Source organism: Flavobacterium sp. LC2016-23, assembly GCF_009674775.1.
Taxonomy (GTDB): domain Bacteria; phylum Bacteroidota; class Bacteroidia; order Flavobacteriales; family Flavobacteriaceae; genus Flavobacterium.
The window spans coordinates 213,985-229,174 of record NZ_WKKE01000005.1 but is presented as its reverse complement, the minus strand read 5'-3'; the positions used below and the strand labels follow the sequence as shown (position 1 = coordinate 229,174).

At 37.3% G+C, this 15,190-nt stretch carries 18 protein-coding genes and 1 tRNA gene; 14 read left to right on the top strand and 5 right to left on the bottom strand.

What is annotated here, in order from left to right:
• Window positions 1-201, top strand: a 201-nt coding sequence (locus GJU43_RS06295) for a transposase (RefSeq protein WP_195760025.1), incomplete at its 5' end; no start/stop codon positions are given.
• Window positions 202-304: 103 nt separating this feature from the next.
• Here the strand turns inward: GJU43_RS06295 and GJU43_RS06290 are convergent.
• A tRNA-Val gene (locus GJU43_RS06290) sits at window positions 305-379 on the bottom strand.
• A gap of 179 nt (window positions 380-558) precedes the next feature.
• Window positions 559-1,785 carry a folylpolyglutamate synthase/dihydrofolate synthase family protein gene (locus GJU43_RS06285; protein WP_154339935.1) on the bottom strand — a complete coding sequence of 409 codons (1,227 nt, stop codon included), beginning with the start codon at window positions 1,783-1,785 and terminating at the stop codon, window positions 559-561.
• 130 nt (window positions 1,786-1,915) lie between these two features.
• Here GJU43_RS06285 and GJU43_RS06280 point away from each other — a divergent pair, with 130 nt between their 5' ends.
• Window positions 1,916-2,611 (top strand): MotA/TolQ/ExbB proton channel family protein, encoded by a 696-nt coding sequence (locus GJU43_RS06280; RefSeq protein ID WP_154339934.1) that lies wholly within the window; start codon window positions 1,916-1,918, stop codon window positions 2,609-2,611.
• 3 nt (window positions 2,612-2,614) lie between these two features.
• On the top strand, window positions 2,615-3,010 hold the full coding sequence (locus tag GJU43_RS06275) for a biopolymer transporter ExbD (RefSeq protein ID WP_154339933.1): 396 nt from the start codon (window positions 2,615-2,617) through the stop codon (window positions 3,008-3,010).
• Between the two features lie 394 nt (window positions 3,011-3,404).
• Here GJU43_RS06275 and GJU43_RS06270 read toward each other — a convergent pair whose 3' ends face one another.
• The 3 genes from GJU43_RS06270 to GJU43_RS06260 all read right to left on the bottom strand — a co-directional run bounded on the left by GJU43_RS06270 (window position 3,405) and on the right by GJU43_RS06260 (window position 6,592).
• On the bottom strand, window positions 3,405-4,304 hold the full coding sequence (locus GJU43_RS06270) for an energy transducer TonB (RefSeq protein ID WP_154339932.1): 900 nt from the start codon (window positions 4,302-4,304) through the stop codon (window positions 3,405-3,407).
• A gap of 340 nt (window positions 4,305-4,644) precedes the next feature.
• Window positions 4,645-5,871, bottom strand: a complete 1,227-nt coding sequence (locus GJU43_RS06265; protein ID WP_154339931.1) for a Glu/Leu/Phe/Val dehydrogenase dimerization domain-containing protein — start codon at window positions 5,869-5,871, stop codon at window positions 4,645-4,647.
• Between the two features lie 145 nt (window positions 5,872-6,016).
• A complete protein-coding gene (locus GJU43_RS06260) occupies window positions 6,017-6,592 on the bottom strand; it encodes a chalcone isomerase family protein (protein WP_154339930.1) in 576 nt (191 codons plus the stop codon).
• Between the two features lie 438 nt (window positions 6,593-7,030).
• Between GJU43_RS06260 and GJU43_RS06255 the strand changes: the two genes are divergently transcribed.
• The 11 genes from GJU43_RS06255 to GJU43_RS06205 all read left to right on the top strand — a co-directional run bounded on the left by GJU43_RS06255 (window position 7,031) and on the right by GJU43_RS06205 (window position 15,121).
• Entirely contained in the window at window positions 7,031-8,173 is a 1,143-nt protein-coding gene (locus GJU43_RS06255; protein WP_154339929.1) for an acyl-CoA dehydrogenase, read from the top strand.
• Between the two features lie 111 nt (window positions 8,174-8,284).
• On the top strand, window positions 8,285-8,962 hold the full coding sequence (locus GJU43_RS06250) for a Crp/Fnr family transcriptional regulator (protein ID WP_154339928.1): 678 nt from the start codon (window positions 8,285-8,287) through the stop codon (window positions 8,960-8,962).
• A 91-nt stretch (window positions 8,963-9,053) separates the two neighbouring features.
• Window positions 9,054-9,650 (top strand): peroxiredoxin-like family protein, encoded by a 597-nt coding sequence (locus GJU43_RS06245; RefSeq protein ID WP_154339927.1) that lies wholly within the window; start codon window positions 9,054-9,056, stop codon window positions 9,648-9,650.
• A gap of 7 nt (window positions 9,651-9,657) precedes the next feature.
• Window positions 9,658-10,116 carry a YHS domain-containing (seleno)protein gene (locus tag GJU43_RS06240; protein ID WP_154339926.1) on the top strand — a complete coding sequence of 153 codons (459 nt, stop codon included), beginning with the start codon at window positions 9,658-9,660 and terminating at the stop codon, window positions 10,114-10,116.
• A 7-nt stretch (window positions 10,117-10,123) separates the two neighbouring features.
• A complete protein-coding gene (locus GJU43_RS06235; RefSeq protein ID WP_154339925.1) occupies window positions 10,124-10,510 on the top strand; it encodes a DoxX family protein in 387 nt (128 codons plus the stop codon).
• Between the two features lie 2 nt (window positions 10,511-10,512).
• A complete protein-coding gene (locus GJU43_RS06230) occupies window positions 10,513-11,001 on the top strand; it encodes a DinB family protein (RefSeq protein ID WP_154339924.1) in 489 nt (162 codons plus the stop codon).
• The gene (locus tag GJU43_RS06225) at window positions 10,989-11,699 is read left to right on the top strand and encodes an NRDE family protein (RefSeq protein WP_154339923.1); all 711 of its coding nucleotides are present in this window, start codon (window positions 10,989-10,991) and stop codon (window positions 11,697-11,699) included. The genes GJU43_RS06230 and GJU43_RS06225 overlap by 13 nt, the downstream gene beginning before the upstream one ends.
• An 11-nt stretch (window positions 11,700-11,710) precedes the next feature.
• Window positions 11,711-12,745, top strand: a complete 1,035-nt coding sequence (locus GJU43_RS06220) for a D-alanine--D-alanine ligase (RefSeq protein WP_154339922.1) — start codon at window positions 11,711-11,713, stop codon at window positions 12,743-12,745.
• 2 nt (window positions 12,746-12,747) lie between these two features.
• Window positions 12,748-13,407, top strand: a complete 660-nt coding sequence (locus tag GJU43_RS06215; RefSeq protein ID WP_229655009.1) for a hypothetical protein — start codon at window positions 12,748-12,750, stop codon at window positions 13,405-13,407.
• Window positions 13,408-13,430: 23 nt separating this feature from the next.
• Window positions 13,431-14,408, top strand: coding sequence for a M20/M25/M40 family metallo-hydrolase (locus tag GJU43_RS06210; RefSeq protein ID WP_154339921.1), 978 nt, complete (start codon window positions 13,431-13,433; stop codon window positions 14,406-14,408).
• A 35-nt stretch (window positions 14,409-14,443) separates the two neighbouring features.
• Window positions 14,444-15,121: an SDR family oxidoreductase gene (locus tag GJU43_RS06205; protein ID WP_154339920.1), complete on the top strand. Its 678-nt coding sequence runs from the start codon at window positions 14,444-14,446 to the stop codon at window positions 15,119-15,121.
• The last annotated feature ends 69 nt before the right edge of the window (window positions 15,122-15,190 follow it).

Sequence of the window (15,190 nt, the reverse complement as noted above, 5' to 3'; positions counted from 1 at the left end):
CAATCCGGGTTTAAGTCTTTCGGCACAATCTCTCGTACAATTATGAATCATTATCAAACCATATTAAACTATTTTGAGAACAGAAGCACTAATGCCTCTGCAGAATCATTCAATGCTAAAATAAAAGCATTCAGATCAAAATTCAGAGGTGTTAGGAATATAGAATACTTCCTTTTTAGACTAACTAATATTTATGCTTAATTTTTGTTACTCCACAGGTTTTCGTGTTGATCCTTGATCCTAAGGATGTGAAAAAATATAAAGCATAAAAAAAAACTCCTTAATTTCTTAAGGAGTTTCTCGGTGGGCGATGAGGGGTTCGAACCCCCGACCCCCTCGGTGTAAACGAGGTGCTCTGAACCAGCTGAGCTAATCGCCCTATTTTACTAGGCTGCTATCGTTTCGTGATTGCGAGTGCAAATATACGTTAGTTTTCGAGTTCTCCAAAGAAAACACTGTAAAAATTTAAAGTTTTTTCAGGAATGTTTCTATCTCGCTGGTGCTGAATTTATTATAAAGCATAAAAATTTCCGCTTTTTGCAGGGATTTGGCCTTCGTTTAATTCAGAGGCAGTTCCGCCACTACAAAAGTGCTTCCGCCCACATAAATAAAATCATTTGGGCCCGCATTTTTCTTTGCTTCCAGAAAGGCAGCGCCAACAGAATCGTATTGTTCTCCTTGTAAATCGTATTTTTTAGCCGCTTTTTGTAAAATTTCGGTACTGAGGCCTCTGGAAGAATCCGGTCGGCAAAAATAGTACTGCGCTTTTTTCGGAAAAAGGGGCAGGATAGCATCGAGGTCTTTGTCGTTGACCACACCCAAAACAATATGCAGTTTGTCGAAAGTTTCTTTCTTAATCTGATTCATCACTACGGTAAGTCCGTGTTGGTTGTGTGCCGTGTCGCAAATTATTTTCGGATTTTGGCCCAACTGCTGCCATCTTCCTTGTAAACCGGTATTTTTTACGGTATTTAGCAAACCGTTTTTTAAATGATCAATAGAAACTTTAAAATCAGTTTTTGAGTTTAAAACCACCACAACCTGCTGAACTGTTTTTTTATTTTGAAACTGATAATCGCCAAGCAAATCAGACGGAAAAACTCCGGAGATTAAATCGGCAGCAAAATAAATGGGGGCATTGTTTTCTTTGGCTTTCGCTAAAAATACCGCTTCTGTTTCCTCTGTATATTCTCCAATGACAACGGGAACGTCCGGCTTAATAATTCCGGCTTTTTCTCCTGCAATTGCGGTAGTGGTGTTGCCTAAAAACTGCGTATGATCTAAGTCGATATTCGTAATAACCGAAACGATTGGAGTAATAATATTAGTAGCGTCCAGACGTCCGCCAAGTCCCACTTCTATAATGGCGATGTCTGTTTTTTCGGAGGCAAAATAATCGAAAGCCAGACCAACCGACATTTCGAAAAAACTCATGTCGTTAGCTTCAAAAAACTCTTTGTGTTTAGCAACGAATTCACAGACAAAATCTTCTGAGATTTCAATACCGTTTATTTTAATTCGTTCCCTGAAATCTTTGAGATGCGGTGACGTGTACAATCCGACTTTGTACCCCGATTCCTGTAAAACCGAAGCCAGCATATGCGAGGTCGAGCCTTTTCCGTTGGTTCCTGCTACATGTATGCATTTTAGGTCACGTTCGGGATGGCCGAGATGTTCCGCCAGAAGCCTGATGTTGGTTAAATCTTCTTTGTACGCCGAAGCACCCTGAAGCTGATACATGGGCAATTGGTTAAACATCCAATTGGTGGTCTCTTGATAGTTCATTTTATTTGATAAAGTAGTGATGAATTGAAATAATTTCCCTTTTTTTTAGTTTACTATTACAATGAAAATTATCTTTAGTGCAAAATTGAAATATTTTTTAGAATTAATTATTAAAAACACGAATTAAAATATGTTAAGCTTCATTCAATTACAGGCAGATACTCTCGCAAACGCCGCATCTAACGTAGTAGTCGAAAAAATTGCTCCCAATACCGAAATCTCTGTTTTAGGATTTATCTTAAAAGGAGGTTTTTTTCTGATACCGATTGCCCTTTTGTTATTTTATACTTTTTACGTGATTATAGAACGTTATTTATACATCAGCAAAGCGTCTAAAATTGACGGCAGACTAATGCAGGATGTAGGGGATAAGCTGAATGCGGGAAATATTGAACTGGCCAGAACCATCGTGGAAAGAAGCAATACCGCTGCCGGAAATATCCTCAAAGAAGGTGTTTTAGTCATAGGAAGGCCAATTGCTGAAATCGAATCCAACATGGATCGTGCTGCTGATATTGAAATTGGTGAAATGGAAAGACGGTTAGGTCACTTAGGACTTATTGCCGGTATCGCACCAACTTTAGGTTTTATCGGAACTATTTCCGGGGTTATTAAGATCTTCTACAGCATTTCGGTTACGGAGAATATCAGTATTGGTAATATCTCAGGAGGTTTGTACGAAAAAATGATCAGTAGCGGATCCGGGTTAATTGTGGGTATTATTGCGTATAGTGCCTATCACTTACTGAACGGAAAAATTGATGATTTTGCCTTAAAAATTCAAAAGCAAATATTAGAATTTGTCAATATAATTCAAAGAGCATAAGGTATGTCTATTAAAAGAAAAAGAAGATTTCATGCCGAGGTAGCCACTTCGTCGTTAAGTGATATTATGTTTTTCCTGCTGTTGTTTTTCTTAATTATCTCAACGCTGGCAAATCCTAATGTGATCAAGATGACCTTGCCAAAAGCCAAAGCCAATGAAAAAACGAATAAACAACTCATCAGTTTATCCGTTACGGAAGATAAAAAATTCTACATCGACAAGGAACCCGTAGATTTTGAAAACCTGGAGACTTCCTTAATGGCTAAAATTGGTGCCGATAAACAACAGACTGTTGTCGTTCGTATTCCGTTTAATTTGCAGGTTCAGGATTTAGTAGATGTACTGCAAATAGGAGTGAAGAACAATCTGAAGTTTGTGATTGCTACGAGTCCAAAGTAAGATTGATTATTAGGGCGTGACCACAATAAAAAAATGGGCTAATCCGCATGATGTTGATTCGCCCATTTTTTTATTGCGGTCGGGCTATCCGCGCTACTTCGGTAGCCAGCTTCTATCCCTCACGCGAAAAAAAATAACACCGTCTTGTCCTTGCGAGGAACGAAGCAATCTTAATGATGAAATTGTAGCACAATTTTATCATTTTCACGCAAGAAGTAATCTTCGTCAGTAACTCTCTAAAGAAAATCCAATCTTTGTCGAGTTACTAGTGTGATTTCTCCCTTCGCTCGAAATGACAAACTAGGCATATAAATAGAAAAGGCTTTCTGAAATATCAGAAAGCCTTTTCTATTTTAATTCTAACTATTCTTGTGAATTCGTGAAATCTGTGTTTTTAATCCAGACTAAAATTATAAATAATCTTACCAACCTGTTTGGCAGTTCCATTATCATCGGGAGACCATTTAGTATTCAGGGCAGCAATTTTAGCCTGATCTAACAAGCATCTTGCAGTGTTGGTTGTTCCTTTTATTCCCGGAGTTGCACTAATGGTTTTTCCGGTTTGGTCCACTGTAACTTCAACTACAACTCTCCCTTCTTCGTTACACGTATATTTTGGGGCAGGTTTAGACAATGCTTTTCGGTTTCCGAGGGAATAACCTGATCCGCCACCCGAACCTCCGCCGCTTCCGGCTCCGTAACCGCTTCCGGTACCAACTCCATTTCCGGTTCCGTTACCGCCGCCCGTTCCTCCTCCGGAGCCGCCACTTCCGTAGTAGCCGTTAGAGCCTAAGCTTCCGTTTGCTTTTCCTTTGTTTCCCGCCGCTTTGTCATCGCCGTCTCCTCCTTTGTTGGATCCTTTTAAAATACTTGATAAGGCATCATTGGTAGAGCTGGAAACTTTTGGTTTCTCAGGCACAGGTTTGGTTACAGGCTTTTCAACCGGGGTATTTTTTTTAGGTTTTTCTTTTACTGGAATAGTGACAGTTTCTTCTTCTGTTGTGTTTTCCTGAGTTATAATGGATTCCTCAGGGGTTGCTTTTGCAGGCGTTTGTTTGGCTTCGTTTTTTACATTCAGCACCTCGCTTTTGTAATTGGCTCCTGATCCGACATCACTGTCCCCAAAATTTATGGTCACGCCGCCACCGCCGCCACCTGCAGCAAGTGCCGCATTGTTTTCCGGATTGTAAGGAGGCCAGAAACGGATAAAAAACAACAATAGTAAAATTACTGCATAAATGACAGTCGAGATTAATAATGATTTCTTTTTATCGGAAGAACTGGCTGAGCTCATTATGATTCTGAATTTTGGAATTGTATTAAATAAACGTTTAAAAGTACTAAAAATTGTTTAGAATCAAAGTCGGGATGGAATTTAACCGCAAAGTTCGCCAGGGTTTTCGCAAAGCTCGCAAAGTTTTTTTTTCATCTTGTGAATATTTTTTGTTTTCGCAGATTTGGCAGATCTATTTTAAAAATTATTTAAAAAAAGAAAATCTGCTCAATCTGCCAAATCTGCGAGAGAAATTTAGCACAGAACTTGAAAAAAAAAAACTCATAAATCCTTGAATCTGTTGCAAAAAAAAAACGAGCCAGGAATAATTTGGCTCGTTTAGAAATGAAGTATAAAAAAATTATACTAACTGTTTCAGTGCAATTTCAAAAGCTGTTGCGCTGATATTTGTTTTGGATGGATTTAGAGCGTGTGCTTTTACAATCGCATTTTTTATAATCTCTGAAGTATCATTAAAGATAGCCTCATCTGTCATTTGAACTTTTTTCTCCATGAAATAAGCAAAAACTCTCGCCATTCCGCAGTTTGAAATAAAATCAGGAATCAGACTTACTTTGCTGTCTACTTCTTCCATAATAGAGCCGAAGAAAATTTCCTTATCGGCAAAAGGAACATTCGCACCGCAGGAGATAACTTCCAGTCCGTTTTGAATTAAGCTGTCAATCTGAGTTTGGGTTACCAGTCTTGAGGCAGCACAAGGTGTGAAAATTTCAGCACCAATGGTCCAGATTTTAGCATTGATTTCATCAAACGGAATCATGGCATCGGCAACCAGCTTGTTTCCGTCTTTATTTAAAAACAACGTTCTGATTTCTTCAAAAGAAAAACCTTCTTCTTTGATCAATCCGCCGTCACGGTCAATAATTCCGATTACTTTTGCGCCCATTTCAGCTAAGTAAAATGCAGCTGCAGAGCCTACATTTCCAAATCCCTGTACGATTGCTTTTTTACCTTTTATATCACCACCGTAGGTAGCATAAAAATGACGAACAGCTTCAGCAACGCCATACCCCGTAATCATATCGGCTACTGTATATTTGCGGGTAACATCAGGTGAGAATTTAGGGTTTTCGATTACTTTGATAACACCCTGACGCAACTGACCAATTCGGTTGATTTTGTCAGCTTCAGTAGGCTTAAAGTGTCCGTTGAAAACACCTTCCTGCGGATGCCATACCCCGCATTCTTCTGTCATTGGGATTACTTCGTGAATTTCATCAACATTTAAATCTCCGCCAGTTCCGTAGTAACTTTTTAATAAAGGCGAAACTGCTTTGTACCAACGCTGTAAAACTCCTTTTTTACGCGGGTCATTCGGATCAAAATTAATTCCGGATTTAGCACCACCAATTGCAGGACCAGAAACGGAGAATTTAACTTCCATAGTTTTTGCCAGAGACAGAACTTCATTCATATCCAGGCCTTTTCTCATTCTTGTTCCTCCACCTGCGGCTCCTCCACGAAGTGAATTAATTACTGTCCAACCTTCTGCTTCTGTTTCAGAATCTTTCCAGTTAAAAACAATTTCAGGTTCCTTATTTTCAAATTGCTGTAATAAATCTTTCATTTTGTTGTGATATGTTTATTTTGCGTAAAAGTATAAAATAGAATAATGCGAATAATGTATTTGGACTCCATTTTTTTTAAACCCAAAAATAAAGCCGGAAAACGTTATCGTTTCCGGCTTTAAAAGGTATTAAAATCAGGAAATTTTATTTCCCAAGTAAGTTTTCCTTTAAGGTTTGGTCCACTGGTTTATTAGAAAGCCAGATGCCGAATAATGCTTTTTTGAAATCAAATCCAGGAATTTTTCCTTTCAAAGTTTCATTTTTGTACACGTTTATAGTCTGATCAAAAGGATTGTAGGCTAAAACAAATATATCTTTTTCGGTAATAGGATCACTTAAAAGCTTTTTGAAATCTTCAATTCTTGGTCGCAATTCTTCAAGATTGCTTCCTGCTGATTTTTCAAAACCGGTATTCATCGCTTTTGTCAGTTTATTGGAAGAAACCATAGAGGATGTAATTTCGATACGAACGGCCATTTCTGTATCACTGTCGATAATAAATTGCGGATCCTGGCTTAACTGAGATAAATACAAAGCCTGTACATAAACTTCCAACCACATTTTTGATCTTCCGCCGGCACCGTTAAGTTGTAAAGTCTTGTTTTGGAATTCAATTTTTCTTGGAACTGTAACACCATTAACTTCTAATGTATTCTGTGCAGAAACAGTTGAAAATTGGAAACTTAAAAGGAGTGTAAATGCTAGTAAAATCTTTTTCATACGCTATCAATAATTTATTTTTTCTGGGCAAAAATAATGTAATTTATAATTTTTGACTATTTAAAGTTAGTATTTTTTTTTTACTAAAACGTTTTTTTATAGCGGTTAGGCTATTCATAATCAAAATAGTAAGAGTTGTTTTACGTACATATACGTGATTTTGTCGTTTTTGGTTTTTTTGAGATTATAATAATTTGGGGTATTTACAGACGGTTGTTTTTAGTTGATAATTTAACTCTTAAATTTTGCTAAAAACGTTGCAAAACAGGTCTCGATCGAACTAAAATTCAACAGAATTACGAAAACGTTATCGTGATCGCTGATAATTTCTTAAAATGATATGCGCGCATTGTTAATTCGCATTTAAAAATTATCTTTGGAAGCCTTTATTCAATAAAAAAGGGCTTCAAAAAAAACAAAACAACAAAAACAAAGAATATGGATTTCAATCTTACTGAAGAGCATTTAATGATTCAACAGGCTGCAAGAGATTTTGCTCAAAACGAATTGTTGCCAGGTGTTATCGAGCGTGACGAAAAGCAAATTTTTCCGACAGAGCAAGTAAAAAAAATGGGACAATTGGGTTTCATGGGAATGATGGTTGATCCGAAATACGGTGGAAGCGGACTTGACGCTATTTCGTATGTCATCGCTATGGAAGAAATTTCAAAAGTAGATGCCTCTGCTTCAGTAGTGATGTCCGTAAACAATTCGCTGGTTTGCTGGGGATTGCAGGAATTTGGTACAGAAGAGCAAAAACAAAAATATTTACCGGGCTTAGCCTCAGGTGAAATTCACGGTGCTTTTTGTCTAAGCGAGCCGGAAGCCGGAAGTGATGCCACTTCGCAAAAAACTACTGCTGTTGATATGGGAGACCACTATATTGTTAACGGTACGAAAAACTGGATTACCAATGGTAACACAGCTTCTGTTTATTTGGTAATTGCTCAAACGCATCCGGAATTAAAACACAAGGGAATCAATGCCCTGATTATGACTAAAGATATGCCGGGCTTCTCTATTGGTCCAAAAGAACAAAAAATGGGAATTCGCGGTTCCGATACCCACTCCTTAATGTTTAGTGATGTGAAAGTTCCTAAAGAAAACAGAATCGGTGAGGATGGTTTCGGATTTAAATTTGCCATGAAAACTTTAGCCGGAGGGCGTATCGGTATTGCTTCTCAGGCTTTGGGAATTGCTTCGGGAGCTTACGAACTGGCTTTGAAATATTCAAAAGAACGTAAAGCTTTTGGAACAGAAATCTGCAATCATCAGGCTATTGCTTTTAAATTAGCCGATATGGCAGTGAATATCGAAGCAGCACGTCATTTGTGCATGAAAGCGGCCTGGGATAAAGACCAGCATAAAAATTATGATGTGAGTGGTGCGATGGCTAAATTATTTGCTTCGCAGGTGGCAATGGACACGGCTATTGAAGCCGTTCAGATTCATGGTGGAAACGGTTATGTGAAAGAATACCATGTAGAACGTTTTATGCGTGATGCCAAAATTACCCAAATTTACGAGGGAACCTCTGAAATTCAGAAAATTGTAATTTCAAGATCGGTTATCGCAGGATAATATCTTCTAAAATAATTTTATAAAAAACCCTTTTGAAGTGCAGACTTCAAAAGGGTTTTGTTTTTGAGATGAAAATTTAATTACTTTTACACCAACTGAATTCTATTTTTTATGTATGAAGATTTAAAATACTGGTATTTGCGCGATCACAAATTGTTTCGGACCCTGAGCTTTAGTCAGATCAAACAATTGTGTATTATTACAGGTTTTAAGAAAGCATCAAAAGGAGAAATCATTTATTTTTCATCTTCTGAGGTGCCCCGTATTTTTTTGCTTAAAAAAGGCAATATCAAAATTGTTGCCGTTGACGAAGACGGAAACGAAACCATAAAAGATATTATCCAAAAAGGAGATTTGTTTGGAGAACTGACGCTGGAAACCGATGATAAAGCCAACGAATATGCCAAAGTACTTTCTGATGATGTTGCGATCTGCAGTTTCTTAATGTCTGATTTTGAAGATTTATTACTGCGAAACCCAACACTGGCACTTTCATATACGAAGTTCGTTGGGCTGAAAATGAAGCGTATCAAAAACAGTTATGCCAATTTAATTTCTAAAGATGCCAAAACCAGATTGTATCAGTTCCTGAAAGACTGGGCAGAACAGGAAGGTGTCAGAAACGGTAATTCGGTTATGATTGAAAATTATCTGACCCAAAATGATATTGCCCAGATTATCTGTACTTCAAGGCAGACAGCTACCCAATTGCTGAATGAGATGGAAACCAGTCATCTTTTAAGTTATACCCGAAAAGAGATTATTATACAGGATATCACCCAATTATAAACTATTTTGCCTCAAGTGTAAATTAGCCGACAAATTGTTTTTTCATACTACAGTAGTTTTACATCATCATAAAAGACTAAAATTATACACTATGAAAAAAGCACTTTTTATTCTGTTTGCAGCGGTAAGTACTGTTGCAAATGCACAAAATGCAGTTGCAAAAACGGCAACAGATATTGCTCCCTTATTAATTGGGGAGAAAATTCCCAATTCGACTTTAAAATCACCAGATAATGCAGCTGTAAGTCTTTCTGAGCTGATCAGTAAAAAGAAAACCGTATTGGTTTTTTACCGCGGCGGATGGTGCCCGTATTGTAACCTGCATCTGGCTGCCCTGGCTGAAGCCGAAAAACAAATTCTTGATTTAGGCTATCAGATTGTTGCAGTAAGTCCCGATTCTCCCGAAAATTTAAAGATCACAGCGGAAAAGGATAAAGTAAAATATACATTGCTGTCCGATGCAGACGGAGCCTTAATCAAAGAATTCGGGATTGCTTTTGAAGCTCCGGAAAACTATAAATCAGTTATCAACGTACATTCTAATGGAATGAACACGAATTTTTTACCTGTGCCTTCTGTTTTTGTAGTAAACACAAATGGGGACATTTTGTTCGAATACGTTTCGCCTGATTTTAAACAACGTATAAGTGCTGAATTATTAGTTTCAGTATTAAAAACCTTAAAATAAAATCAAGATGAAAAAGTTAATTTTAATAGTATTTGTTTTAGTATCAGCGAATGTATTTTCGCAAAATGATACAAAAAGAATCAGTCAGTACAATGTAGAAAATAAAGTGGCCATTCAGGGATATGATCCTGTGGCTTATTTTAAACAAAATAAAGCGATAAAAGGTAAAAATGAGCTGACGGCTTCTTATATGGGTATTACCTATAAGTTTTCATCCGTGGCCAATAAGGAACTTTTTCTGAAAAATCCTGCCGGCTTTGAACCGCAATATGGCGGCTGGTGTGCTTATGCCATGGGAAGCGACGGTGAAAAAGTAGCGATAAACCCGGAAACGTTTAAAATCATAGACGGGAAACTCTATTTGTTTTACAATGCCTATTTTAATAATACGCTCAAAAGCTGGAATAAAGACGAATCCAATCTGAAAGCCAAAGCAGAAGTGAACTGGAAAAAAATATACAAATAATAAGGTTATGAAAACACAATTGATAACATGGGTGCTGCGAATAACAGCGGCGGTCATTTTACTGCAGACTTTGTATTTTAAATTTACAGGGGCGCCCGAAAGCATTTATATTTTTTCGACTTTAGGAATAGAGCCTTACGGAAGAATCGGTTCCGGAATTGCCGAATTGATTGTTGTGGTTTTACTTTTAATTCCAAAAACGACCTGGCTCGGCGCTTTAGGCGGATGTGGCGTTATGACGGGTGCTGTCCTTTCGCATTTATTTGTTTTAGGAATTGAAGTTCAAGGCGACTCCGGTCTGCTTTTTTCCCTTGCCCTAATCACATTAATTTGTTGCCTGATATTACTTTATCGAAGTAAAAATATAATTATGAACCTTTTAAAAACGAAATAATTATGCTGCTAAAATCTATAAACCACAGTTTAGAGGAGTTAACAAATTTGTTAAATCAATTGTCTGACCAGTCGTATTCAAAATCGTGTGCGGCTTTGAGTGACTCCACTATAGGCGAACATACCCGTCATATTCTTGAAATGTTTCAATGTCTTGAAAACAGCTATGAACAGGGAGTTTTAAATTATGATAACAGAGAACGCAATAAACGCATTCAGACCGAAACCCAGTTTGCAAAACAATGTATCCTTGATATTAAAGCGGGGTTGCAAAAAGAAAATAAACCGCTCTATTTAGAACAAATGATCGATGGATTAACTTTTAGGATTCAAAGTAATTATTACCGGGAATTGCTGTATAACCTGGAACATTGCATTCACCATCAGGCGTTGATAAAAGTAGCTGTTTTACAAATGGAGGATGTTTTACTGAATGAAAATTTTGGTGTGGCACGTTCCACCATAGCCTATAGAAACCAATGTGTACAGTAAGTTTTGTAGTTCATAATGAAACGGTAATTATCACCTCGAACCGTGATGAGAAGGTGATTCGCCCCAGTGCAATTCCGCCAAGGAGCTATAACTGTAAGGGTAAAAATCTGGTATATCCTAAAGATCAGAAAGCCGGAGGAACCTGGTTTGCAGCTGATGCAGACGGAACTGTTTTAGTACTTCTGAATGGCGGCATCACCAAACATGAGGTTCGGTTTTCGTACAGAAGAAGCCGTGGGTTAATTGCCCTGGATATTATTGGCAGCGATTCTCCAAAGGATTTTTGGGGAGTCATTAATCTCGAAGATATTGAGCCCTTTACGCTTGTTTTGTATCAGGACAAAAAATTGTATGAACTGATTTGGGATGGTAAGACCAAAAGAAGTACATACTTAGATGAAACGCAAAATCATATTTGGTCTTCTGTAACCTTGTATCCGGCTGATGTCAGAAAGAAACGCTCCCGTTGGTTTTTTGATTTCCTGAAAGATAAAAATGAAATTTCAGCTTCAGATATACTCGGTTTTCATCGCAATACGGAAGGGAATGATTCTGAAAACGGACTGATTATCAATCGGGAAAATACTTTGAAAACAGTAAGCATCACACAAGTGGTAATCGGACAGAACAAAAGGGCAATCGCCTATCATGACTTAGTTCAGGAACAGGAATTTTCGACCGCATTTATTAGTATTTAAAATCATATAAGATGAAACTCTTTTTTCATAAAATCGCAAATTGGGAATATTGGCCGTTTCAGGTAGTGTATATTCCGATCTATTTTCTTTGGGCGTATTATGCCATCAAAGCAAGGTCAGTTTTCTTCTTTAATGCTTCCAATCCAAGAATTAAAAATGGAGGATTTATTATGGAAAGCAAAAAGCAGATTTATGATTTGATTCCTCGAAAATATTACCCGAAAACGATTCTGATCCCTAAAAATACGGATCTGAAAAAAATTGTTCAGCAGGTTATAGAGAAAGAAATTCATTTTCCATTAATTGCAAAACCGGATATTGGTTTGCGCGGTTCGGGAGTGAAAAAAATTCACACTGTTTCGGAGTTACAACGTTATATGGAAAAAGCCAATTTCGATTTCCTGCTTCAGGATTTGATTCCTTACAAAAATGAAGTGGGTATCTTTTACGTGCGCCATCCAAACGAAAAAGAGGGCAGGATTACAGGAATCGTTTCAAAGGAATTTCTGACAGTGGTAGGTGACGGCGTTTCAACAATTGAAGAGTTGATTCATAAAACGCCAAGATTTCAATTCCAGCTTGATGCTTTACAGGAGGAATATGGCGATTTGCTGCATAAAATTTTAGCAGCAGGAGAAGCATTCAATTTGGTTCCGTTTGGGAATCATGCACGTGGTGCCAAATTTTTAGATGGAAGTCATTGGATTACCCCAAAACTTACCCAAACCATCAATGAGATTTGTGCGCAGATTCCGGAGTTTTACTTTGGAAGATTTGATATTATGTACGATTCTTTTGAAGCCCTGGAAAGAGGGGAAGATTTTCAGATTGTCGAATTAAATGGTGCGGCAAGCGAACCGACCCATATCTACGATCCGAAACATTCTATCTGGTTTGCCTGGAAAGAACTGGCAAGGCACATTACGTATATGTACGAAATCAGTGTGGCCAATAATAAAAGAGGTTTTCCATATTTGGATTATAAAACCGGCATGCAGGAGTATCGTTTGCATCAGGTTCAGAACAGTAAAATTTTAAATTTTTAAGTATGCTGCAAAGAGTGCAAAATATATCAGTTGGATTTCTGGTTAGCTTTATTGGCTCTGTTCCGTTGGGCTATCTCAATTTGGCCGGACTGGAAATTTATTCCCGATCAGGGTTTCCTAATTTAATTTTCTTTTTGTTTGGAGTTGTTTTTGTAGAAACTTTTGTGATTTATTTTACACTGCTGTTTGCAAAACGACTGGTAAAAAATAAAAAACTGATGAAGATTATAGATGTTTTTGCGGTCCTGTTTATGTTCGTTTTAGCCTATTTCTTTTATTCAAATTCACACCATGCATCAGGTTCGGGTAATCAGCTGAATTCGTATTTAATGTATTCTCCATTCGTAATTGGTGTACTGCTGAATTGTTTTAATTTTTTGCAATTGCCTTTCTGGACGAGCTGGAATTTATATTTAATTAATGCAAAGTATATTACGATCGAAAAAAAGTTAAAATATTATTATATTGCAGGAACTTTGGCGGGTGTTTTTTCAGGAATGTTAAGTCTGATTGTACTTTTACAGACTATTTTTCATGAAACAAATCCATTTTCAAAGTATGTAATGCCTGTATTTATTCCGTTGTTTTTTATGATCATGGGAAGTATTCAGGTATTTAAGGTGTATAAAAAATATTTTAAATCAACTGCTTTGGAATCGTAGCTTCTGAAGCTAAAATTCTATTCATGAAAAAATTATACTTTCTGCTTCCGTTTGTTTTATTTGCCTGTAAATCGAATACTTCAATCGTAAACGACAAATCCTCTAAAGTAAATTCCCAACCTGTTGAGATTGCCTATAAAGTAGAACAATCAAACGTTTCAGATTTCTTAAAATACCTTTCTTCAGATGAATTGGAGGGCCGCGAAACGGGAACCAAAGGAATTGAGAAAGCAGCTGAATTCCTGGAAAAATTTCTTAAGAAAAATAACGTAAAGCCTTATTTTAAAACCTATCGCGACACGCTGACCAATTTTAAGTCACCGGCCTTTAATATTGTCGGGGTTTTGGAAGGAACTGATCCGGAACTTAAAAAAGAGTTTGTGGTGCTGAGCGCTCATTACGACCATATTGGTGTAGATAAAAATAAAAAAGAGGACGTGATCAATAACGGGGCAAATGATGATGCTTCCGGAGTAACAGCCGTAGCCGAAATGGCGAAATATTTCAGCGAAACAAAATCGAATAAACGAAGTATTCTTATTGTGTTTTTTGCAGGAGAAGAAAAAGGATTGCTTGGGTCTAAAAGTTTAGTGGAAAAACTGAAGGTTCAAAACTTTAATTTATACGCACAGCTGAACATCGAAATGATCGGTGTACCCATGAAACGGGATTATCTGGCCTACATTACAGGTTTTGATAAATCGAATATGGCCGAGAAAATAAATGAGTATACTGGTAAAAAAACAATCGGATTCCTGCCAAAGGAAGCCGAATATAAATTGTTTTACAGGTCGGATAATTATTCGTTTTACGAAGCTTTCAAAAAGCCTTGTCAGTCGATAAGTACTTTTGACTTTGAGAATTTTGAATTTTACCATCACCCTTCCGATGAATTTAAAGTGATGGACATCCCTCACATGACTTCTTTTATACAGGAATTTTTGCCTGCTGTAACTCAGATTGCAAATTCTAAGACACAGGAAATTACCATGAAGAATTAACGGTTCTTTTTGAGGGTTTTGCTTATTTTTGCTTCATGAAAAATATTATTATAACAGGAACGAGCAGAGGCATCGGTTATGAATTGGCCCTGCAGTTTGCAAATGCAGGAAATAAAGTCCTGGCTATTTCAAGAAAAATACCTCAGGCCCTTTTAGAACATGAAAATGTAACCTGTCTGTCTGTCGATTTATCAAACGAATCAGAATTATATAAGGTAGAAGATTTCCTTTCTTCTGCCTGGAAAAATGTAGATGCGGTAGTGCATAATGCGGGGGCTTTGCTTTTGAAACCCTTTGCAGAAACCACACAGGCTGATTTTGAAAGTATTTACAAAGTAAATGTTTTTGCCGTGGCCAATCTTACCCGAATTTGTCTCCCGTATCTTCAGAATGGAAGTCACGTTGTAACGATCAGTTCCATTGGCGGGGTAAGAGGAAGTCTGAAATTTGCCGGTTTAGCCGCTTACAGTTCCAGTAAAGGCGCTGTGATTACGCTAAGCGAATTATTGGCGGAAGAATACAAAGAAAAAGGAATTTCATTTAATGTGCTGGCGTTAGGATCTGTTCAGACCGAAATGCTTGAGGAAGCTTTTCCGGGCTATCAGGCACCTATTTCTGCAGAGGGAATGGCCACTTATATTTATGATTTTACGCTTAATGGGAATAAATATTTTAACGGAAAAGTGTTGGAGGTTTCTTCGACGAACCCTTAACTAAATACGAATTTTAAAAATTTCAAATTCCAAATTCCAATTTGAGACAAAAAACTTTAACTTTTAACT

Bases quoted from the DNA above. Each gene is read 5' to 3' on its own strand.
- GJU43_RS06285 (WP_154339935.1), bottom strand. From the start codon at position 1,785: ATGAACTATCAAGAGACCACCAATTGGATGTTTAACCAATTGCCCATG.
- GJU43_RS06280 (WP_154339934.1), top strand. From the start codon at position 1,916: ATGTTAAGCTTCATTCAATTACAGGCAGATACTCTCGCAAACGCCGCA.
- GJU43_RS06275 (WP_154339933.1), top strand. From the start codon at position 2,615: ATGTCTATTAAAAGAAAAAGAAGATTTCATGCCGAGGTAGCCACTTCG.
- GJU43_RS06270 (WP_154339932.1), bottom strand. From the start codon at position 4,304: ATGAGCTCAGCCAGTTCTTCCGATAAAAAGAAATCATTATTAATCTCG.
- GJU43_RS06265 (WP_154339931.1), bottom strand. From the start codon at position 5,871: ATGAAAGATTTATTACAGCAATTTGAAAATAAGGAACCTGAAATTGTT.
- GJU43_RS06260 (WP_154339930.1), bottom strand. From the start codon at position 6,592: ATGAAAAAGATTTTACTAGCATTTACACTCCTTTTAAGTTTCCAATTT.
- GJU43_RS06255 (WP_154339929.1), top strand. From the start codon at position 7,031: ATGGATTTCAATCTTACTGAAGAGCATTTAATGATTCAACAGGCTGCA.
- GJU43_RS06250 (WP_154339928.1), top strand. From the start codon at position 8,285: ATGTATGAAGATTTAAAATACTGGTATTTGCGCGATCACAAATTGTTT.
- GJU43_RS06245 (WP_154339927.1), top strand. From the start codon at position 9,054: ATGAAAAAAGCACTTTTTATTCTGTTTGCAGCGGTAAGTACTGTTGCA.
- GJU43_RS06240 (WP_154339926.1), top strand. From the start codon at position 9,658: ATGAAAAAGTTAATTTTAATAGTATTTGTTTTAGTATCAGCGAATGTA.
- GJU43_RS06235 (WP_154339925.1), top strand. From the start codon at position 10,124: ATGAAAACACAATTGATAACATGGGTGCTGCGAATAACAGCGGCGGTC.
- GJU43_RS06230 (WP_154339924.1), top strand. From the start codon at position 10,513: ATGCTGCTAAAATCTATAAACCACAGTTTAGAGGAGTTAACAAATTTG.
- GJU43_RS06225 (WP_154339923.1), top strand. From the start codon at position 10,989: ATGTGTACAGTAAGTTTTGTAGTTCATAATGAAACGGTAATTATCACC.
- GJU43_RS06220 (WP_154339922.1), top strand. From the start codon at position 11,711: ATGAAACTCTTTTTTCATAAAATCGCAAATTGGGAATATTGGCCGTTT.
- GJU43_RS06215 (WP_229655009.1), top strand. From the start codon at position 12,748: ATGCTGCAAAGAGTGCAAAATATATCAGTTGGATTTCTGGTTAGCTTT.
- GJU43_RS06210 (WP_154339921.1), top strand. From the start codon at position 13,431: ATGAAAAAATTATACTTTCTGCTTCCGTTTGTTTTATTTGCCTGTAAA.
- GJU43_RS06205 (WP_154339920.1), top strand. From the start codon at position 14,444: ATGAAAAATATTATTATAACAGGAACGAGCAGAGGCATCGGTTATGAA.